General features: G+C 53.9%; 17 protein-coding genes. 6 read left to right on the plus strand and 11 right to left on the minus strand.

What is annotated here, in order from left to right:
• Positions 1-1,032 (minus strand): phospholipase A, encoded by a 1,032-nt coding sequence (locus HP566_RS10205; protein ID WP_249977152.1) that lies wholly within the window; start codon positions 1,030-1,032, stop codon positions 1-3.
• 162 nt (positions 1,033-1,194) lie between these two features.
• Between HP566_RS10205 and mscK the strand changes: the two genes are divergently transcribed.
• Entirely contained in the window at positions 1,195-4,536 is a 3,342-nt protein-coding gene (gene mscK, locus HP566_RS10210; protein ID WP_249977153.1) for a mechanosensitive channel MscK, read from the plus strand.
• 12 nt (positions 4,537-4,548) lie between these two features.
• On the opposite strand, the gene HP566_RS10215 is transcribed toward mscK, so the two are convergent.
• Genes HP566_RS10215 through HP566_RS10225 form a run of 3 tightly spaced genes read right to left on the minus strand, consistent with a single transcriptional unit; the run spans position 4,549 to position 8,637 of the window.
• On the minus strand, positions 4,549-5,301 hold the full coding sequence (locus HP566_RS10215) for a TlyA family RNA methyltransferase (RefSeq protein ID WP_249977154.1): 753 nt from the start codon (positions 5,299-5,301) through the stop codon (positions 4,549-4,551).
• A gap of 56 nt (positions 5,302-5,357) precedes the next feature.
• Positions 5,358-7,382, minus strand: a complete 2,025-nt coding sequence (locus HP566_RS10220; protein WP_249977155.1) for a hypothetical protein — start codon at positions 7,380-7,382, stop codon at positions 5,358-5,360.
• Positions 7,383-7,413: 31 nt separating this feature from the next.
• Positions 7,414-8,637 carry an ATP-grasp domain-containing protein gene (locus HP566_RS10225; protein WP_249977156.1) on the minus strand — a complete coding sequence of 408 codons (1,224 nt, stop codon included), beginning with the start codon at positions 8,635-8,637 and terminating at the stop codon, positions 7,414-7,416.
• Positions 8,638-8,848: 211 nt separating this feature from the next.
• Here HP566_RS10225 and HP566_RS10230 point away from each other — a divergent pair, with 211 nt between their 5' ends.
• The 3 genes from HP566_RS10230 to HP566_RS10240 all read left to right on the plus strand — a co-directional run bounded on the left by HP566_RS10230 (position 8,849) and on the right by HP566_RS10240 (position 10,561).
• On the plus strand, positions 8,849-9,178 hold the full coding sequence (locus HP566_RS10230; protein ID WP_249977157.1) for a DUF1820 family protein: 330 nt from the start codon (positions 8,849-8,851) through the stop codon (positions 9,176-9,178).
• 87 nt (positions 9,179-9,265) lie between these two features.
• Entirely contained in the window at positions 9,266-9,901 is a 636-nt protein-coding gene (locus HP566_RS10235) for a TIGR04211 family SH3 domain-containing protein (RefSeq protein WP_249977158.1), read from the plus strand.
• A gap of 27 nt (positions 9,902-9,928) precedes the next feature.
• Positions 9,929-10,561, plus strand: coding sequence for a thiopurine S-methyltransferase (locus HP566_RS10240; protein ID WP_249977159.1), 633 nt, complete (start codon positions 9,929-9,931; stop codon positions 10,559-10,561).
• A gap of 33 nt (positions 10,562-10,594) precedes the next feature.
• On the opposite strand, the gene HP566_RS10245 is transcribed toward HP566_RS10240, so the two are convergent.
• The 5 genes from HP566_RS10245 to cysP all read right to left on the minus strand — a co-directional run bounded on the left by HP566_RS10245 (position 10,595) and on the right by cysP (position 15,185).
• The gene (locus tag HP566_RS10245) at positions 10,595-11,188 is read right to left on the minus strand and encodes a YajG family lipoprotein (RefSeq protein WP_249977160.1); all 594 of its coding nucleotides are present in this window, start codon (positions 11,186-11,188) and stop codon (positions 10,595-10,597) included.
• 162 nt (positions 11,189-11,350) lie between these two features.
• On the minus strand, positions 11,351-12,445 hold the full coding sequence (locus HP566_RS10250) for a sulfate/molybdate ABC transporter ATP-binding protein (protein WP_249977161.1): 1,095 nt from the start codon (positions 12,443-12,445) through the stop codon (positions 11,351-11,353).
• Positions 12,445-13,269 (minus strand): sulfate ABC transporter permease subunit CysW, encoded by an 825-nt coding sequence (cysW, locus tag HP566_RS10255; protein ID WP_249977162.1) that lies wholly within the window; start codon positions 13,267-13,269, stop codon positions 12,445-12,447. Before cysW ends, HP566_RS10250 begins: the two co-directional genes overlap by 1 nt.
• Positions 13,269-14,123 carry a sulfate ABC transporter permease subunit CysT gene (gene cysT / locus HP566_RS10260; RefSeq protein WP_249977163.1) on the minus strand — a complete coding sequence of 285 codons (855 nt, stop codon included), beginning with the start codon at positions 14,121-14,123 and terminating at the stop codon, positions 13,269-13,271. Before cysT ends, cysW begins: the two co-directional genes overlap by 1 nt.
• A 9-nt stretch (positions 14,124-14,132) precedes the next feature.
• The gene (gene cysP / locus HP566_RS10265; protein WP_284041405.1) at positions 14,133-15,185 is read right to left on the minus strand and encodes a thiosulfate ABC transporter substrate-binding protein CysP; all 1,053 of its coding nucleotides are present in this window, start codon (positions 15,183-15,185) and stop codon (positions 14,133-14,135) included.
• 205 nt (positions 15,186-15,390) lie between these two features.
• On the opposite strand from cysP, the gene rpe reads away from it, so the two are divergent.
• Complete coding sequence (gene rpe / locus HP566_RS10270) at positions 15,391-16,092, plus strand: ribulose-phosphate 3-epimerase (RefSeq protein WP_249977164.1); 702 nt, start codon at positions 15,391-15,393, stop codon at positions 16,090-16,092.
• A gap of 9 nt (positions 16,093-16,101) precedes the next feature.
• Here the strand turns inward: rpe and HP566_RS10275 are convergent, their stop codons facing one another.
• On the minus strand, positions 16,102-17,400 hold the full coding sequence (locus tag HP566_RS10275) for an NAD(P)/FAD-dependent oxidoreductase (RefSeq protein ID WP_249977165.1): 1,299 nt from the start codon (positions 17,398-17,400) through the stop codon (positions 16,102-16,104).
• Between the two features lie 150 nt (positions 17,401-17,550).
• Here HP566_RS10275 and HP566_RS10280 point away from each other — a divergent pair, with 150 nt between their 5' ends.
• Complete coding sequence (locus HP566_RS10280) at positions 17,551-18,219, plus strand: phosphoglycolate phosphatase (protein ID WP_249977167.1); 669 nt, start codon at positions 17,551-17,553, stop codon at positions 18,217-18,219.
• 20 nt (positions 18,220-18,239) lie between these two features.
• Here the strand turns inward: HP566_RS10280 and HP566_RS10285 are convergent, their stop codons facing one another.
• Positions 18,240-19,154 (minus strand): metal ABC transporter solute-binding protein, Zn/Mn family, encoded by a 915-nt coding sequence (locus HP566_RS10285; RefSeq protein WP_249977168.1) that lies wholly within the window; start codon positions 19,152-19,154, stop codon positions 18,240-18,242.
• Positions 19,155-19,399: the final 245 nt, after the last annotated feature.

The raw sequence follows: 19,399 nt of genomic DNA on the forward strand, positions 1-19,399 counted from the left end.
TTATCGGTTCAGTCCGGTAGCACTGAATAAAGGATTTAAGCTAAACCCAATACTTAGCCTGTGAACGCGGTTGTCGTAATCAATCATGCTCTCGCCGTAACCATAGTAATACTGCACGTGTGCACGCAGGCCGTTGAAGGCGGGCCAGCTGTAGTCAATTTGGGTGCCGTAGTTACCCGCGCTGGGGTTGCCACGCAGCAGTCCCTCAATTTCATGATTATTACTTAAACGTCTGGCCAGCCGTATGTCGCCATAGCCCATAAAACGCTCAATATCTGGGTTGTCGTCGTCATTATCGGACTCAGGAACCCGCCAGTGAGGGGCCAGGCTAAGTGCCCAATCACCGCGCTGGAATGTGCTTTCAAGGTAAACACGGTTCCAACTGCGTGACAGTGGATCAGAGCGACCGTTCGACTGATGGTTAAAGGAAACGCGGTTGCGTGTATTGACCCAGCCCAGGGCGCGCCAGGCATTATCAAAATCGATAAAAATTTCGGGCTCGTAATTGGTCTCCCTAAACGGGGAGGAAGCATCGGTATTATAAGCTTGCCACCAGCTACGCTGGGTATAGCCAAAATACAGATCGCCAACGTCGCCAAATAGATTTTCAGCAAGGTTGAACTTGGCACTGAATTGAAACTTCACTTCATTGCTGTCGGCTGAGCTGTCTTCGGTGATATTGTTAAAGTTCTCAACATTTTGGTGAGGGTTATAGCTAATCGGGAATAAGTAGTTGGCACGGTGGGTGGTAATGGCAAAGGGGTTCCGAGACGACGCTTGTTCCAGTTGACGGCGGTCACTGAGGTCTTCCAGCGCTATCTCTTCGGGTAAAAGCTCCACGGCGAGGTCAGGCGACTCCCCTTCAAGCGCATCAGCTTGCTGCAACTGTTGGCGCAGTTGAGATAGCTCGGCATCAAGAGCACGAATACGTGCTTCAATATCCTCTCGTGACTCAGCTAGTGCATTATTAGTCAGCGTTTGGGCGCCTAACAGTACGACCAAGCCTGTATAAAGCAGTTTTCGGGTGACCATCAAAGTCGCTCGCAGATAAATAAGAGACAGTTATTAGCGTCGTTTCTATACATGCTGCCAGTGTAAGTCAACTACTCTGGATTGCGCTTGCGAAAAGAAGGCCTGACAATGGCGCTCTCTCCCGAAACATCGGGTTTTCAGTGTCGATGAGGCATAAAAGACGTGGCGAGATTTGCCGTAAAGGTGCTAGTAAAAGCCGCATGGGCAGTAGCGTTAACCCTAAGTGTCTGCGCCAATGTTGCTTTGGCCAGTATCCTTGAAGGGGTGCCACCCAAGGAACAGCTGAGCGAACGCCTGGTAGAGCTGGAGGCTCAGGAAGGCGAACCGAGCACTTCGCTAACCCGTGACAAAGAGGCGCTGGAGGCTGCCCTACAGGCCTATGAAAGATTAACTACTGTCGACGAACGGCTAAGCAATCTTGAGGATCGTATCGCGCAAGCTCCAGAGTTACTACTGCGTTTAGAGCGTGAGTTAAACGAAGTAGCGGAGGAAGGTCAGCAGCTATCGGTAGATAACCTAAGCGATATGCCTCTGGAGGCGCTGGAAGCCCAGCAGGCCAATGCGGTCGTGGAGCTGCAACAGCTTCAGAGTCAGTTGGCTGACGTAAATTCACAGCTCCTGGCCACGCAAACCTTGCCTGAGCGTGCTCAACAAGCGATCTCCGATGCACTGCAGCGGGCCGAAGGGCTGCGTCGTGACCACGATGAGCGCGAGGCATTGCTGGCAGGTCGGCAGCTTTCTGCCCTCAGTGATGCACGGTTGATCCAGTTGCGCCTGGAGCGTGCAGTGGCGGATCGAGAGGTTAGCCTTAATCAACGAGAGTTAGGCGCTAATAGCCGGTTGCGTGAACTCGCACAGCAACGTCGTGATCTGCTGGCGCTGAAAATTGATCACCAGGAGCAGCAACTTAACCTGCTTCAAGGCGTCATTGATCGCCAGCGGCGTCTACAATCTGAACAGGCCATTGCCGACGCTGCTAGAGATGACCCGCTAATTGCCGAAGGGCACCCCGTTGTGTTGCGCGCCCAGCAGGCCAACCAAGAGTTAAGCCTGGAGCTTTTACGTGCCACGGACCGCGCTAACAGTATTGTACGTGAAAACATCGAAGCCCAGCGGCAGCTGGATCAGGTGCGTCAACTCCAGCGAAGTTTGAACGAGCAGCTTGATGCTATTCGAGGCAGTCAACTGCTGTCCCGCATTTTGCGGGAGCAGCGTCAGTCGTTACCATCCATAGCCCCCCGTCGGGATTTGCAGGATGAAATCGCTGACCTGCGCCTGAAACAGTTTGATTTGATCCGCCAGCGGGATCAACTGCGTCAAGGGGAGCGTTTAGCTACCCAGCGCTTACAGGAAGCCGGTGTGGAGGTGACTCCAGGGCTGGTTGACTCCCTCTCACGCCTGTATCAGTCCCGCCGTGAATTGGTGGAGCAGCTGGAGCAGTCGTACGGTAGCTTATTAAGTGCTGCCATTGAGTTACAGCTCAATCAGCAGCAGTTGTTAACCACGACGCGTAGCTTACGTGCCACCATTGATGAGCAGCTGTTCTGGGTGGCGAACAGTCGTCCGCTGGATTTTAACTGGCTGCGTCAGTTGCCAAATAATCTGCACTTGGAGTGGAGTGAGGGGGAGTGGCGCGCCATTCTGCCCACTCATTGGCAGGGGCTTTCCTGGCAAATGCTGATTGGGGCACCAGTGGTGCTCACCAGTCTGCTTTTGGTTGGGTTGCGCCGTCGGATCAAAGCACGCTTGGCGTTGATTCATTCTCAAATCGGGCGCCTGAAGAGTGACACCCAACTGCACACGCCAAAGGCGGTACTGCTAAATGCCTTGCTGGCAATACCGGGCCCACTCGCTTTGGCGGGTATGGGGGTAGGGTTGCAGGCATCGGAAGGTACGCTTGCCACGAGTGTGGCGCCAGCACTGCTACAGCTGGGCCTTAGCTGGGGAGTGGTGGCTTGGGGGCGTCGTCTACTGGTGCCTGATGGTGTGGCAGAGCGCCACTTTACGTGGTCGCCAGGCTATAACGCCAAGCTACGCCAGTTGCTGGGGGGGCTGGGAATAGCGCTGGTACCCGTGGTCGCTATTGCCGCGATGTCTGGCCAAATGGAAACACCGTTAGCGATGCGCCCTGTGGCGATAGGGCTATTTTCAGCCGGGCTACTGGCGATGAGCTGGTGGCTGGCAAAATTAATTTTATCCCATGTACCATTTTTCGGTGTGCGGCTGTTTCGCCTGGTGTTGGGTCTCACCATGGCGTCTGTACCACTGGTATTACTTGGTCTGGTGACGTTGGGTTATGAGTATACGGCCCTGCGCCTGGTAGGACGCTTTGCGATTACTCTCTACCTGCTTGGGTTATGGGTTGTCGTTGAAGCGACGGTGGTACGTAGTCTGGCGGTTGCTGCCCGAAGGCTGGCTTATCGCCGTGCCTTGGCCCGGCGTCGGGCACAGGTTCAGGAAGGCGCTGAAGGTGGGTTGGAGGTGGTTGAAGAGCCGCCGCTGGATATGGAAAAGATCAACACTCAGTCATTGCGTCTCTCCAAGCTGATATTGCTCATTGGCTTCAGTGCGTTGTTGTATCTGGTGTGGGCTGACCTGCTCACAGTGCTGGGTTATTTGGATCAGGTCTCGTTGTGGAATGCTGAAGATGGCGATTTGGTTGGCAATATACTATCAATTTCCGATGTCTTCACCGCACTGCTGGTAATTGCTATCACCTTTATTATGGCCCGCAACCTGCCGGGTTTGCTGGAAGTAATGGTGTTATCGCGTTTGGCGCTCAAGCAGGGCAGTGCCTATGCCATTAGTTCGTTACTCTCGTACACTATTGTGGGTACGGGGGTCGTGATGGCACTGGCCACACTTGGCGTATCATGGGATAAGTTGCAGTGGTTAGTGGCGGCGCTCAGTGTGGGCTTGGGTTTTGGCCTGCAGGAGATTTTCGCCAACTTTATTTCCGGCCTGATTATTTTGTTTGAGCGGCCGATTCGGATTGGAGACACCATTACGCTCGGTAATTTGCATGGTACGGTCAGCCGGATACGCATTCGGGCTACAACGGTGACTGACTTTGACCGTAAAGAGATCATTATTCCCAATAAAACCTTTGTTACCGATCAACTGATTAACTGGTCACTGTCAGATAACGTTACCCGTGTAGTGCTTACCTACGGCGTAGCCCACGGGTCCGATTTGGTGAAAGTGCATCAGTTATTGCGTCAGGCGGCAGATGAAAACGAGCGGGTACTGACTGACCCCGAACCCCAGGTATTCTGCTTAAGCTATGGGCAGCACAGCCTGAATTTTGAGCTGCGTATTTTCGTGAATGATCTGCTTGACCGGTTATTTGCGGCAGATGAAGTGAACTGCCGGGTGGATGAGTTGTTCCGTGAAGCGGGTGTACGGGTGGCATTTGAACAGATGGATGTATGGTTGCATCCCGATGACGGAGATGCCGTCAAGGTGCAGTCTGCCAGGCGGCTGCCACCCGCCAATCTTAGTTAAAGGGTTGGTGGGTTAACGTTTAGCCGCCAGTAGCAAAAACTCCCGATTACCGTCGCTGCCGGTAATCGGGCTCTCCTGCCAATGGCTGATGGTAAACTCACTGAGTTCACAGGCAGTGCGGATTTTTTGTTCCACTTCTGCATAGTAGCGCGGATCACGCACGATACCTCGCTTATCCAAGGCGCCCGGTTCAAGCTCAAATTGCGGTTTTACCAGTGAAAGAAGCAGGCCGCCCTGAGGCAGTAGCGCAGCAATTTCCGGCAAAATCAGCGTTTGCGAAATAAATGATACATCCATAACGGCCATGTCAATGGGATGCTTTGCCAGCACTTGCTGAAGCGCAGGGGCAGTACTCATATGGCGTGCGTTCAACCCTTCCAGGCATGTTACGCGTGGGTCGATGCGCAACGTGCTGGCTAGTTGACCATGGCCCACTTCGACGCCCACCACATGGTGTGCACCAAAGCGCAGCGCGCAGTCGGTAAAACCGCCGGTTGATTGGCCTATATCTAACAGGCACCGGCCATCCAGGCGTATGGCTAATGCGTTAAGTACCCCCTCCAGCTTTAAACCGGCTCGGGAGGCATAACGCTCTTCGGGGTCTTCTTCAATCTGTAACAAGGTATCGGTTGACCATTTCTCGGAAGGCTTAACAAGGGGGGTACCATCCTGCAGACGCACGCGTCCATTGCGGATAAGCCGCTGGGCACGGGTACGCGAATTGGCCAGCCCTTGGCGGACCAGCAATTGATCAAGTCGTATCATCTGCGTCATATGTGAAGGATTTAGTCGTCAGGCCGCTGTGGTGTCAATGGCATCAGCTAGTGTGGCCCTTGGCTTGCCTGAAGTTCGGTCGCTGGCAATCGTGTCGCCCCCCAGCTGCGGTGAAGGTAGCCTTCCACGCTCTCTAACTCATCATCCGTGACCGTAGCGAGTTCACCTCTTTCCAGCGGGTCGTAGTGATAAATATACAACCGGGAGGTAAATTGGTCGAAGGGGAGGGAAGCTTCGCCGAAACGTTCCCCGTTGCCCGAGGTGCTTACTTTTACACCATCGCCCCAGTCCTGTCCGCTATCGTTATTGGGGTTGTAAAAGTAGATGCGCATCACGTCAGATGGGTCCAGCGAGGCACGTAAAATGGTAATGGCATGCCAGCCAATAAACTGGGCGGCGCTATTCGTCACCGCAATACCTGCCGGCTGCGGATGGATGAGTGGCTGATTGCCATTGTAGTAAGGATGGTAACTGGCGTAGAAGTGGCGCACAAAGTGATCAACACCGCTCAGTTTCCCCGTCGCAACGTCAACATTGATGCTAAAGCCCCTGCCAGACCACCAGCCATGAAACTCTGGATTAACCCAGCGGTGGGGGTCGCCTTCGCGGCCAATACAGCGCCTGCCCATTTCCGCATAAATACGGTCCAGGTGCGGTACCACGATAAGCGAAACAGGGTCCAGATCCATTGGTAGCTCAGTGGCAACGCCAGAAGCACTCTCCATTGAGGAGATCGGCTGGCCTTCGAAGTGCATGATGATTTCGTTATCCCTGGCAGCCCAGGTGACCATCTGTAGCAGGTAGTCGGGGTCGTTGTAGGCCCACATGGAAAGTGCCCTGGCTGATTGGCAGGTGGGGTTATTGCCCTGTCCCACCCCCAATGGTAACCCTAGCATGCATAGCACCCCTTCAATCAAACGTGCCCGTGGTGAGGCGATATCCCCATAGGCGAGGGTTAGCCGTGCTTCAGACCACTCCGATAGCTGCAGGTTAAGCTGGCGCCACATGGCGGGGGCAACGGGGGGCTGGTAAAGGATTCCCCGTTCGAGTAGCAGGGCCAAGCCGTACACAGCCTGGGCGGTCGCCGGATAAACACCACTGCGAATCAGGGCATGTACCAGTTCGCGATAACAAAGCAGGCAGTCGCGGCCAGTGGAAGAGAGTCCCAGCGCTTCTGTTAGCAGGTGGTCCCCTTCTTCCAGCAAATATCGCAGCAGAACCGCGTGGTAGGGAGATACCAGGCCCGTGTCGTGCATGGCACGGGCAAAGCCCGTGGACTCCGCCTGAAGCATGGTGCTATCCATATGCTCAAGGCGGGTACGATAAACATCGATACCCGGGTCTTCACGACAGGCCTGGGTAGGCCCATAAAGCGAGCTAACCAACCGGTCGGCACCGTGACCGCTGGCCCCTAAATCAAGCTCAGGATTCGCCTGGCAGAGTGCAATCTGGGTGATCATCTGTTTAATGGCATCTACCTGGATCGGGCGCTGCTTCAGTATCCGCCAGATTTCATCAATCAACTGATCAATCACATGCTCATAGCCAATACGCTCGGCCAGGTGCTGAAACAGCTGGCGGGAAATACCCGCCAGGCGCCCCTGGGTTTCGCGCTCGGCTTCGCTGGGCGCATTAAACAGCAGCCAGAGGTTAATCGCCATTACCTGGGTCAGGTAGTGGTGAGCATGCTCCTGGGAAACCAGCGCGTGAATATATTCGCCTTTGGCAACCGCCAGCAGCCGTAATTCGCTTAAGGCCTCAATCACTACCACATTGGCATCGGCGCTTTTCAGCGACAAGGTAGTGAGTGTGGGGACAAGGTATTGCGGTGTTTCCCAATCCGAACCAGCAAATACCCCCGCCGCTTCATAATCAGCCGCGCGTGTTTCAAGGGCGGCACAGCCGCCCTCCTGCATCAAGATTCGGCGCGCGGTATCCATTACGCGGGGCAGTTTTGCCGGTTTGGAAAAGGCTGGCGCCTGCGAAAGCAGGCGTACCGCATCATCAAATTTGCTCAGCAATCCGTTGAGCTTGCCATCTCCAGTGGAAGATGCCTCTTGATTGATCGTCACGTAGACTCCTTATTCCCAGCCGAAGCGGGGATTATACATAGAAGTCGAGGTCTTCTTGGCGTTTAAGCAGATCGCGAATCGTATGCGCATCCTCGCCTTTAAAGTAGACCAAGCCCCAGTGGGTACCAAACGCGGTGCGTTTGGTGACCGTTTCTTCAACGGGCGGTGTTAATTCATGGGATTCAAAATAGGGATGATCCTCGGTTTCCTCGGGGATCTCCAGACGGCTGACCACCCGCCGGCGTGGGTAGACACCAAAGCAGCCCGCGAAGCCGTCGGCATCGACAATCTCTTGCGGGAAGAATGCGGCCACTTCCTCTTGGGTGCTTTTGGGGTCAAACACCAGCATAGAGGCTTGATAGGCATTGAAGCCATAAACCCGCTCAAGTAATTCAAACACTTTAAAGCCGGGCGGGCGGTAGGCTACTTCGCCGAAGTACATTTCGCCATCGCTGGTGACAAAGTACTCTGGGTGTATGAGGCCAAACTCAATATCAAATGCCTTGATCAGCTTTTCGATCTGAGTAGTAATTTGCGCACGATACTTCTCAAGCTCTGGCGAGGCGGGTACGAAGACCGAATAGCCGAGCGTTACGTATTCAGAGATGTTGAGGAAGGCTATTTTGCCATCATAAATCCACGCTTCGACGGCAAATTCCCAGCCATCAAGGTGAGATTCCATCAATACCGGAAACTCTTCTTCCGGAATGGTATCAACTTCATCCGGTGTGCGGATTACCCGGTGGCCCAGGCAGCCCGCTTTATCAAACGCTTTCAAGTGAATAGGGTCATTGGGGTCACCATCCAGCTTGAGCAGCGTTTGGTTAACGCGCTTCAGAAAGCGGATAACGTCCTCTTTATCGTGGGCTTCTTCAAAAATACCTACCCGGATACCGCCCAACTGCGCACGACGCTTCATCAGTGCCTTATCACGCAGCAGAAGTGATTGGCCATAGAGGCGTGGATTGTCCAGCAGCACAGAGTTAATTGCTCCAGCCCACTCCACGGTTTCTTCAAACAGGGGGATAGCTACGTCCACACCTTTGTCTTTAAGTGTCTCCGCAATTTCCATGGAGCGATCGTTAAGACGCTCAAAGTTCCAAGGCACATAAGGGATATTGTGCTGCTGGCAATACTCTTCTGCCCAATCGGGTGCAACCACGATGTAGCGCCGGTCAAAACTTTCCGCCGCTTCGATCGCATTGAGGCTCCAACCTAATAGGGCAATATAGCCCTTATTGGGATCCTTTTGCATGATGGGGACTCCTATGAGTGAGTGAATAGAATTGCCTTACCACTCACTTCACCATACACGACCGGGCCTGCCATCGGCTAATTAGGGCCTTCTGAAAGGAAGGAGGAGGGAATTCGCCACTTTCGATGATGTCTGGTAAAGGGGTAACCTGGAATTATGATAGGCTAGGCGCATAAACGTTACCTTCAAATGGCAAGAGGAATAGGCCAAGATGGCGGCCAAGCCGATCTACCGTGTGGTGGTTCACCAGCAGGGTGAAATTTGGGATTTATATGTAAGAGAGATCTTTCAAAGCGAACTCTGGGGCTTTATTGAAGTCGAGGAGTTTGTCTTTGACGATGCCTCACGGGTAGTGGTTGATCCAGGAGCGGAAAAACTGCAGCGTACCTTTGAAGGAGTCAAGCGCAGTTACCTGCCGCTTAATGCCATTGTGCGTATTGATGAGGTAGAGCGCGAAGGCCCTTTAAAGGCGGTGAAAAGCGATACCCGTGTTGCGGAGTTTCCTCGTCCCTTTCCGTTGCCTCCCCGCGGAGAAGGGTAAGCGCCTAAGACAAGCGCAACGCGTTAAGCGATACGTGCGGATGGCTTCGTCGGCCAACGCACGTTTTTACGATCAGGACATGACGTTATGCAAGTAGAAAAACTTCGTTCGAGTTGTTACGCCGCCGCCCTTGGTGTTTTGCTTGGTGTCAGTGGTACATCAGCATTCGCTCAATCCGATAGCCAAGCCTGGGTAAGCGATGAGTTGAGCACCTATGTGCGCAGCGGTCCCACCGATGGTTATCGCATTGTTGGAACGTTGAATGCCGGTGAGCAGGTGGAAGTGCTCGAAACCAGTGGTAACTATACCCGTGTACGCAGCAATAGCGGCGACACGGTATGGGTGCTGAGCAATGAATTGCAGCAAACCCCCAGTGCCCGTGAACAGTTACCGGTGTTGGAGTCCCAGGTGGGCGAACTGACGGAAGAGCTCGATGGCATCAACGCTACCTGGGAGCAGCGGGTTAGCTCCATGAGAGAAACCCTGGAGGTTCGTGAGCAGCGGATTGCCGAGTTGGAAGCACGCAACCGGGAGCTGGATAGCGAGGCAGAGCAATCACGGCAGCAGGTTCGTGCGCTGCAAGCTCGCCTGGACACCCAGGAAGAGGATCTGCTCATGCGCTACTTCATGTATGGCGGTGGTGTGGCTGGCGCCGGCCTATTGGTTGGCTTGATTGTCCCGCACCTGCCGCGTCGTCGTAAAAAGCGCGACCGTTGGTTTTAACCGCGTTTAACGTGAGAGGTGGCGATGATGGAAAACCCCTGGCGTCAGCGCTGGCAAGAGGGGCGTATTGGCTTTCACCTGTCTGAGACGCACCCTGCGTTGGCCCATTACTGGCCAGCGTTAGGTGTGACTCCGGGCGCCAAAGTGCTGGTGCCTTTATGCGGCAAAAGCCTGGATATGCGCTGGTTGGCTGAACAAGGGCATCCAGTGCTGGGTATTGAGCTGGCGCCAGAAGCGATCGAGCAGTTTTTGGCCCAGCGAAGTGGTGGTGTTTCCCGCTATACCCAGGCAGGCTTTGATGTGTCCCGCCAGGGCAATGTTGAATTATGGTGCGGTGATTTCTTCCATTTACACATTCAGCAAGCGGCAGAGGTTGGCGCGTTTTATGACCGTGCCTCGCTGATAGCGCTCCCTCTGGCTACCCGGGAGCGCTATGTGTTCCATCTGGCACAGTTAGTACCGCCAGGAGCGCGTGGTCTGTTGGTAAGCCTAACCCATGACGGAGGGGATACGGGGCCTCCTTTTAGTGTTTCTGACAGTGAAATTGAACGTCTATTAACGCCGAATTTTCGAGTTGAGCTACTGGAGAACGGGGAGCCAGATGAACGGGAGCGGCATGAAAGCGTTTGGGCGCTGGAGCGGCGCGGGCCACGCATATAGCAAGCCCGCGCTGCCAAATGACCGATTGATGATTTATCGAGCGAGCAGTTGGCCCAGCTCCGGGTCGCTGAATGCACGGTTCAATCCATCGCTTAACAGGTCGTTCAGCATACGGGTATTGGCGTCTTCCCCTGGCTTAATAGCATAGCCCTGGGTGCGGCGTGAGGTGTAAGTACCCGTATAGGTGGTGCCTTTATTCTGTGCGATGGCCCGAAACACCCCTTCAATACGTGCTTCATCCACTAATGGTTGGCCGCTATCACCCCGTGCATAGTTCAGGCTGGCTAGCTCAAGTTTTAACGAAGGACGACCCTGGGCAGCTTCACGGGTTGGATTAAAGCCCATTTCGCGTACGGCGCGCTCAGCTTCTTCCTGTAATCTCGGAATCAGTTCGTGGCTGTTAACGGTGATCTGTGCCGTTGACATACTGCCGCCGGAACGCGTACCGATGACTTCGCTCTCCCTGGCATCTACAGCGACCACGGTGACCTGTTGCCCTGAGCCGGTTTGAGGCACACTGGCACTGCGTTCGGGGCTAAGCTGAAGGTATTGAGGGCTTGCACAGCCTGCTAACAAAACGCCAGCCAGCAGCGCTCCAGACAGGCGTAAAAAATGACGCCGACGCATATGATTCTCCACTATAGTCGCATGGTCAAAGGCAATGGCTTTTTTAGAGCGCGAAGCGACATTATGCAAAAATACGTGTTTCGACAACACGCTGGTTTAATTTGTATGACTGCTCTGGCATTAGTATAGCGTCCAGTGCGCCGATGGGTAAGGCGCCAGCCTTTATGCTGCGCGACCTTGCTTCGCTGGCGCTTTAGTGTCCTCCTTAAAACGGTGCCAGTGGCGTGGGTGGGCAAAGAGGCGCTGTCCCCGGCTCATCTCCAAACGCTCAAAGTCTGCATGGCGTACCGTTGCCAGCCAGGGCTTGACCAGCCAGTCTGCTTCCAGCTCGACGCGTACCTCCGCTCCCACGGGTGAAATAGCGGTGATCGTAACCGGTAAATGGCTCTCGGCACTGGGTTGTTCTGTCAGCCTGATTTCATGGGGACGTAGCAACAACTCTTCGTCGCCATTGGGAAGATCGACGTTAAGATGAGCATCGCCGCAGGTGAGCACACCGTTGTGCACTTTGCCTTCAAGGTGATTAACATCCCCCAGGAATTCAAACACAAAACGGTTTTTCGGTGAGCGGTAGAGTGTGTCAGGAGTGTCGATTTGCTCAATCCGGCCATTGCTCATTACCACCACGCGGTCAGAAAGCTCAAGGGCCTCTTCCTGGTCGTGGGTAACGAAGACGCTGGTGAAGTTAAGCTCGTCGTGCAGGCGGCGCAGCCAGCGGCGCAAGTCCTGGCGCACTTTGGCATCCAGCGCCCCGAACGGTTCATCCAGCAACAACACATCTGGTTCAACCGCTAGCGCGCGGGCGAGCGATACACGCTGCTGCTGCCCGCCAGAAAGCTGTGCAGGTAAGCGGTTGGCCAGATGCTGTAGTTGTACCATTTCCAGCAATCTAAATACCCGCGCGCGAATCTCGCCACTGGAGGGGCGGCGCTTTTTCGGCATGACGGTAAGGCCGAATGCCACATTGTCGTACACGCTCATATGGCGGAATAGCGCGTAGTGCTGAAAAACAAAGCCGATACGACGGTCACGCACGTGTACGTTGGTGACGTCGCGGTCGCCAAACAGGATTTTACCCGCCTGTGGAGAGCGGTCTGCACTCTCCAGGCCAGCAATAATCCTGAGTAAGGTGGTTTTCCCCGAACCTGAAGGGCCAAGCAAGCCCACCAGTTCGCCTTCGTGAATATCCAGGTTAATCGGCTCAAGTGCCTGGGTACTGCTAAAGTGCTTGGCAATATTTTGCAGGCGAATACTCATTAAAATGCCTCCCGGCGCGACGCGCGCCATTCCAGGCCTGCCTTGGCCGCAAGAGATAACAGGGCAATTAAAGCCAGTAGTGCGGCGCTGGCAAATGCCCCCACGGCGTTGTAGTCCTGGTAGAGTTGCTCAAGGTGCAGGGGCAGTGTATTGGTTTGCCCACGGATAGCGCCTGAAACCACCGATACCGCGCCAAATTCACCTACTGCGCGTGCATTGGTAAGGATAATGCCATATAGCAGTGCCCAGCGAATGTTAGGCAATGTAACGCGCCAAAAGGTGGTCCAGCCGGATGCCCCCAGGGTAACGGCCGCTTCTTCTTCACGTGAGCCCTGGGCCTGCATCAGTGGGATGAGTTCCCGTGCCACAAAAGGACAGGTGACGAAGATGGTGACCATTAAAATGCCCGGCCAGGCAAACATTAACTGAATGTCATGGGTGTCGAGCCAACTGCCAATCCAGCCGTTACGCCCGTATAGCAGTAAGTAAATAAGGCCTGCTACCACCGGTGAAACAGCAAATGGAATATCAATCAGTGTTTGCAGCACACGCCGTCCGGGAAAGCTGAACCGGGTCACCAGCCATGCCAGCGCGACGCCAAATACCAGGCATACCGGGATGGTCAGGAGTGCGATCATTAACGTCAAACCGATGGCGTGCAGGGTAAAGTGGTTACTAACGTTAGACCAGAATACCGCAACGCCCTGGGAAAACGCCTGAGCAAAGATAGCGATTAAAGGCAGCAGCAAAAAGAGCGCCGAGAGCAAAAGTGCTGCGCTGATTAATAAACGCCGAACATGGGGCGCATCACCAATTCTGCGCATTAACCTTTTCCTCCATGCAATCGGCGTACAAAGCGACCCTGCCAGATATTGATCAGCAGCAGCAGGGTAAGGGATACGAATAGCACAACCGATGCAACGGCAGAGGCGCCGGCGTAGTCGTACTCCTGCAGCTTGACGAAAATCATCAATGCTGTGATTTCAGTCTCATAGGGCATATTGCCGGCGATAAAAATAATCGCGCCGAATTCGCCCAGCGAACGAACGAAGGCAAGCCCGGTCCCCGTGACCAGCGCAGGCCACAGATGAGGCATGATGACGCGGCGAAAGGCCACGCCATCAGTGGCGCCCAGGGACATAGCGGCTTCGTCCACTTCTGCTGGCAGGTCTTCCAGTACAGGTTGTACGGTACGCACCACAAAGGGAATGCTGGTAAACGCCATGGCTAGCGCAATACCCACCCAGGTGTAAGCGACCTGGAAACCCAGTGGCTCCAACAGGCCACCCATCCAGCCGCTGCCAGCATACAGCGTCGCCAGAGTAATGCCTGCCACTGCCGTTGGCAGTGCGAAGGGAAGGTCCATGAGTGCATCCAGCAGACGTTTACCCGGAAACTCATAGCGCACCAGTACCCAGGCCATCAGTAACCCGAACACTGCGTTCACTACGGCAGCAACCGCAGCAGCGCCTATGGTGACCATATAGCTGGCGACCACGCGGCCTTCGCTGATAATGGCCCAGTATTGGGCAAGACTCAGCCCCGCCAGCTGACCAAATAATCCGGTGATCGGTAGTAGTAGTACCAGCGAGATAAACAGCACGCTGATACCCATAGATAGGCCAAAGCCCGGCAGCACTCGTGTGCTGCCGGGCCGCCATATTGCTAGTTGGCGCATGGGTTTCCGTTAACGACGTTGCAGTTGATCAAGTAGGGCACCGCCTTCAAAGTGTGTTTCCATTGCTTCTTCCCAGCTACCGAAAACATCCTCAACCTTGAACAGCTCAGTTTCCGGGAACTGATCTGCAAATTCCTCAACTACCGTCTCGTTGTGGACCCGGTAGTTGAAGCTGGCCAACAGCCGTTGTGCCTCCTCGCTATACAGGTATTCCAAGTAGCTTTGGGCCAGGTCGATGTTTCCGTTACGCTCGGCATTCTGGGCAACAACAGCGACAGGGAACTCGGCCAGTACGCTCATCGGTGGCACGATAACTTCATAGTCGTCGCTGCCGTACTCACTGCGAATGTTATTAACCTCAGACTCAAAGCTGATCAGCACATCGCCGATGCCGCGTTCGATAAAGCTGGTAGTGGCACCCCGGCCGCCGGTATCAAATACCGCCACGTTGCGCAGGAAGGTACGCATGAAGTCCTGTACCTGCTCGTCGTCACCGTCAAACTCATCTTCGGCAAACCCCCATGCCGCTAGATAGGTGTAGCGAGCATTGCCAGAGGTTTTTGGATTAGGGAAAACAATACTAACGTCTTCTTTTACCAGATCATCCCAGCTTTCAATGCCTTTGGGGTTATCTTTGCGTACCAGAAAAGCCGTAGTGGAATAATAGGGTGACGCATTATTCTCAAGTGCTTCCTGCCAATCTTCATTAACCAGACCTGCATCGGCGAGTACCTGGACATCGGTGACCTGATTAAATGTCACCACATCGGCACGCAGGCCTTGCAGGATAGCGCGTGCCTGAGCAGACGAACCACCGTGTGACTGGCTAATGGAAATTTCTTCGCCATGCTCTTCCTGCCACCATGCCTGAAACTCCGGGTTAATCGCGGCGAATAGTTCACGAGCGATATCGTAAGAGGAGTTCAACAGTTCCCGCTCCTGTGCCATGGCCGTGCCGGAAGCCATTGTGCCTGCAACCGCTGAGCTCAGTGTGATGGCGAGCAGGCTGCGGCGGAAACGTGTACGTAACAAAGTTGGTAAAGACCATGTTGGTAGAGGCATAGCAGGCTCCTTGAATCCGAAGGCGATCAGGTCGCAATGGCACTAAGGTTATACCTGTAATTGTGGAATTACAATTGTGTTTTATATTCTTTTTAAGAATATGTGTGTATGGCTTCACAAGCTGTGCCGGGTCTGTGGAGATAGGGCTTCACGAGTGGCTCTGGTAAGATATGCGGCTCTCCTTTCGTTAACCAAGGATCGCGATATGACCGCTGCGCAGGATTTTTTGATTGCCCCTTCGATTCTCTCCGCTAACTTTGCGCGGCTTGGCGAGGAGGTCGACAATGTATTGGCCGCTGGTGCTGATATTGTCCACTTTGACGTTATGGATAATCATTATGTGCCCAACCTGACCATCGGACCGATGGTATGCAAGGCATTGCGCCAGCATGGCGTTACGGCGCCCATTGATGTGCATCTGATGGTGAAGCCGGTCGACCGGATGATTAGTGACTTTATTGAGGCAGGGGCAAGCTACATCACCTTCCATCCCGAGGCGTCTGAGCACATCGATCGCTCTTTGCAACTGATTCGTGATGGTGGTTGTAAAGCGGGGCTGGTGTTTAACCCGGCGACACCACTTTCATACCTGGATTACGTGATGGATAAGATTGATATGGTGTTGTTGATGAGCGTTAACCCTGGCTTTGGTGGCCAGTCGTTCATCCCTGGTACGCTGGACAAGCTGCGTGAGGCGCGGGCACGCATTGATGCTTCTGGTCTCCCAATTCGCCTGGAAATTGATGGCGGGGTGAAAGTGGATAACATTGCAGAAATTGCCGACGCCGGTGCTGACACCTTCGTGGCTGGCTCTGCCATCTTCAATGCTCACCAGACTAACGACCCCTACGGTTACGATACTGTCATCCAGCAACTGCGTACCGAGCTGGCCAAGCGAAACGGCTAAGTTACCTGTTCAATGCAGTTTCATACGGGGTTTTAGGTAACGGTTTAGCTTATCGACCAGCCACGCCAGCCCCGTTTTCGGTGCACCATGAATAGAGAGCTGATGCATACGGTAAAGCGATGCATAAGCTTGTCGCGCCAGCCAGCCTTCCAAAAATAAGCCACGAGACGCGGAGCTGCGCATCAGGTTTCCTACTGCATCATAGCGGGCAAGGGATACCAGCGAGCCGTGGTCGCGGTATTTAAATGTATGGAGCGGTTTGCCTGCCAGCAGATTGGTAAGGTTTTTGGCCAGGACTTTCGACTGCTGATGCGCTGCCTGGGCACGGGGAGGCACTGTACCGTCTTCCCCCTGAGGGCAGCTGGCGCAATCGCCTATAGCAAAAATATACGGATCATCCACGCTCTGTAGGGTTTGCTTGACGTTGATTTGGTTTTTCTTGTTCGCCGTCAGGCCCAGTTCTGCCAGTAAAGGCGGCGCTTTTATGCCCGCTGCCCAAACGTTAAGGTCAGTTTCGATGACTTCACCACCCTCGGTGACGAGCCGGTACTCCTGAGCCTCCTGAATAGCGGTATTCACATGGATTTTGACCCCCAGATTCTCCAGCTCTTGCTGAACAGTCTGGCTGATTCTTTCTGATAGACCAGGTAGCAGGCGCGGTGCGGCTTCTATCAAGTGCACACTAATATTTTGATTATCAATGGCAGTGACGCCATAGGCATTGAGCAGGCGCGTAGCATCCAACAGCTCCGCAGATAGCTCTACACCGGTTGCGCCGCCGCCCACGATACCAATAGTGAGTATGGTGTGCTGGCGCAATTTGGGGTCGGTGTAGCGCAAAAACGTGTTGATCATATCCCGCTGAAACGCTTTGGCCTGCTGGGGAGAATCCATAAAATGGCAGTTTTCAGCCACCCCCTTGGTACCGAAATCGTTTGATACGCTGCCCAGGGCCAGTACCAGATAGTCGTAGGTTATCTCCCTGGCGGGGAGCACTTCTTCACCCTCTTCATCCAGAATCGGTGCCAAGTGGATCACTTTTTTCTCGCGGTCCAAGCCGTTTAAAGAACCGCGCTGGTATCGATAGTAGTGAGCCGATGAGTGCCCGCGGTAACTCACTTCATCCATACTGGAGTTCAGCACCCCAGTGGCGAGTTCGTGTAACAGTGGCTTCCACACATGGGTGACGTTACGATCCAGTAATACGATTTCTGCGCGCTTCTTTTTGCCTAATGTATGCCCAAGACGTGTCGCGAGGGCAAGTCCACCTGCACCGCCACCAACAATCACAATTCGTGGAATGGCCATTATGCTCTCCTTGGCTAATGTAGCCTCAGCATAGAAGCTTATGCAGCGTATGACGAGTAGGTAACGCTGTGCTGAGAAGGTAAGATAACTGAAAACTTCAGGTGCAAACAGCTGAACGATATCGATACGTCCACTTAGGGAGCAGGCCGCGTGCATTCCATCTTGCAGGGTAAGCACTTAATTACATTCGATTTAGATGGCACCTTAATCGACTCGGTACCGGATTTGGCAGTGGCCGTCCGGAAAGCTCTACACGAAGTAGCACTGGCGGCACCAGACGAGGATGCTGTGCGTGACTGGGTGGGCAACGGCGCCCAGGTGTTGATGGAGCGTGCGCTACGCTGGGCATTAAATAGCGCTCCGGAAGAGAGCCTGCAAACCGCCGCCTATGAGGCTTTTATGCGCCACTATGGAATGGCGCCCAATGCCTTGACCCAGCTTTACCCAGGAGTAGAGCAGGCACTCCGTGCATTGAATGGTGAAGGGTATCGCTTGGCGCTGGTTACCAATAAACCTAAGCGGTTTATTGCGCCTATCCTGAGCCATTTTGAGCTATTGCCGCTGTTTACACTGTGCATTGGTGGTGACACTCTCAGCGAGAAAAAGCCGAGCCCGATACCGCTTCTGCATGTGGCGAACCAGTTGGATATCTCCCCCTCAGCCAGTGTGATGGTCGGTGATTCCCAGCACGATATCGTGGCTGGAAAAGCAGCGGGATTCACGACTATTGCGCTGCCGTATGGGTATAACCATGGGGAGCCGATCCAATCCAGCCAACCCGACCTACTGATCGCATCACTTGTAGAACTGGTTGAGTAAGTAGGTTGTGTGCCTGTTGGCTACTCCGCACGGGCCCCACCCAAGGCTTCATGTAATTGTTCGGCATTATGACGCAGCATCGCCGGGTAGTTATAGGCAGGGCCGTCTGGCTCCCCTAAGGTATCCACGTATAGTGGGCCACCCAGCTTTATTCCGGTTTCTCTGGCAAGTGAGTCCATATGGATAAAAGGCACGGTACTTTCATAAAACAGGGCTGGTGGACGCTTCTCCGTTAACCGCCTGCTCATTGACTCCATCGCCTGGGCACTACCTAACGTTTCATGATTGACGCCCCAGATGGAGGCGTACTCAAATTGGTAAGCCTGGGCGAAGTAGCTCATGCCAGCCTCGCTGGTATAGAGCACGCGATTGGTTTGGGGAATACCTTGCAAGCGCTCCTGTAAACGCTGATCCAGTAGTGCGAGGGCCTCATGCGCTTCCTCCGCCCGTGCGTTAAAAGCCTCTGCCTTCTCTGGATAATGCTCAATCAGTGTTTGCGCAATCACATCAATGTAAGCGGCAGCTCCCTTCGGGTCCATCCACATATGGGGATCAGGACTGCCTTTGTATTGCCCCGTCATAATCGCTAGCGGTGTGTAATCAGCTTTTTCGGCAAGTGCGGTAAGGGTCAGGCCATCGTCGGCCATTGCTTCAACATGGCGTATCCAGGGCTCTAAGCCAAAGCCGTTATAAAAAATGATATCGGCTTCTTCAATAGCCAGCACATTGGGAGGTGTCAATTCCCAGCGGTGTACATCTTCGCCGATTGGTACGATGGTTGTAATGCGTACATCATTACCTGCAACACGTTTGACCAGATCCTCTATCACCGAAAAGGAGACAATAACCTTTAGCGACGAGGCGGCGAATGCCTGTGGGGAAGTAACCAGGGTGATAAATAAGAGCGCGATTACCCAGATTGCCCGCTTGTCCATGCCACGCTCCTAACCTATTAAAAATGATGATAAATAATAAAGATTGTCCATGCCCGATGCTAGCTTGACTAGAGCAAATGCCAGTGACCACCTTTGGTCTTTAATAGCGAGTTACGTCCAGGCATTGGCTTCACCTCTATAGGACAACACGCTACAGATAGACATGCCGACGCATAAAATGTTGCTAAAGCGGAGCCTGATGCCTCATTAGCTTAGTCTCTTGGCCGGGGTATGTCGTTTTCCTG

Origin of the sequence: Vreelandella olivaria (assembly GCF_023507745.1) — a bacterium.
GTDB lineage: Bacteria > Pseudomonadota > Gammaproteobacteria > Pseudomonadales > Halomonadaceae > Vreelandella > Vreelandella olivaria_A.

Coding starts and splice junctions, on each gene's coding strand:
- HP566_RS10205 (WP_249977152.1), bottom strand. CDS start 1,032: ATGGTCACCCGAAAACTGCTTTATACAGGCTTGGTCGTACTGTTAGGC.
- HP566_RS10215 (WP_249977154.1), bottom strand. CDS start 5,301: ATGATACGACTTGATCAATTGCTGGTCCGCCAAGGGCTGGCCAATTCG.
- HP566_RS10225 (WP_249977156.1), bottom strand. CDS start 8,637: ATGCAAAAGGATCCCAATAAGGGCTATATTGCCCTATTAGGTTGGAGC.
- HP566_RS10230 (WP_249977157.1), top strand. CDS start 8,849: ATGGCGGCCAAGCCGATCTACCGTGTGGTGGTTCACCAGCAGGGTGAA.
- HP566_RS10235 (WP_249977158.1), top strand. CDS start 9,266: ATGCAAGTAGAAAAACTTCGTTCGAGTTGTTACGCCGCCGCCCTTGGT.
- HP566_RS10240 (WP_249977159.1), top strand. CDS start 9,929: ATGGAAAACCCCTGGCGTCAGCGCTGGCAAGAGGGGCGTATTGGCTTT.
- HP566_RS10245 (WP_249977160.1), bottom strand. CDS start 11,188: ATGCGTCGGCGTCATTTTTTACGCCTGTCTGGAGCGCTGCTGGCTGGC.
- HP566_RS10250 (WP_249977161.1), bottom strand. CDS start 12,445: ATGAGTATTCGCCTGCAAAATATTGCCAAGCACTTTAGCAGTACCCAG.
- cysW (WP_249977162.1), bottom strand. CDS start 13,269: ATGCGCAGAATTGGTGATGCGCCCCATGTTCGGCGTTTATTAATCAGC.
- cysT (WP_249977163.1), bottom strand. CDS start 14,123: ATGCGCCAACTAGCAATATGGCGGCCCGGCAGCACACGAGTGCTGCCG.
- cysP (WP_284041405.1), bottom strand. CDS start 15,185: ATGCCTCTACCAACATGGTCTTTACCAACTTTGTTACGTACACGTTTC.
- rpe (WP_249977164.1), top strand. CDS start 15,391: ATGACCGCTGCGCAGGATTTTTTGATTGCCCCTTCGATTCTCTCCGCT.
- HP566_RS10275 (WP_249977165.1), bottom strand. CDS start 17,400: ATGGCCATTCCACGAATTGTGATTGTTGGTGGCGGTGCAGGTGGACTT.
- HP566_RS10285 (WP_249977168.1), bottom strand. CDS start 19,154: ATGGACAAGCGGGCAATCTGGGTAATCGCGCTCTTATTTATCACCCTG.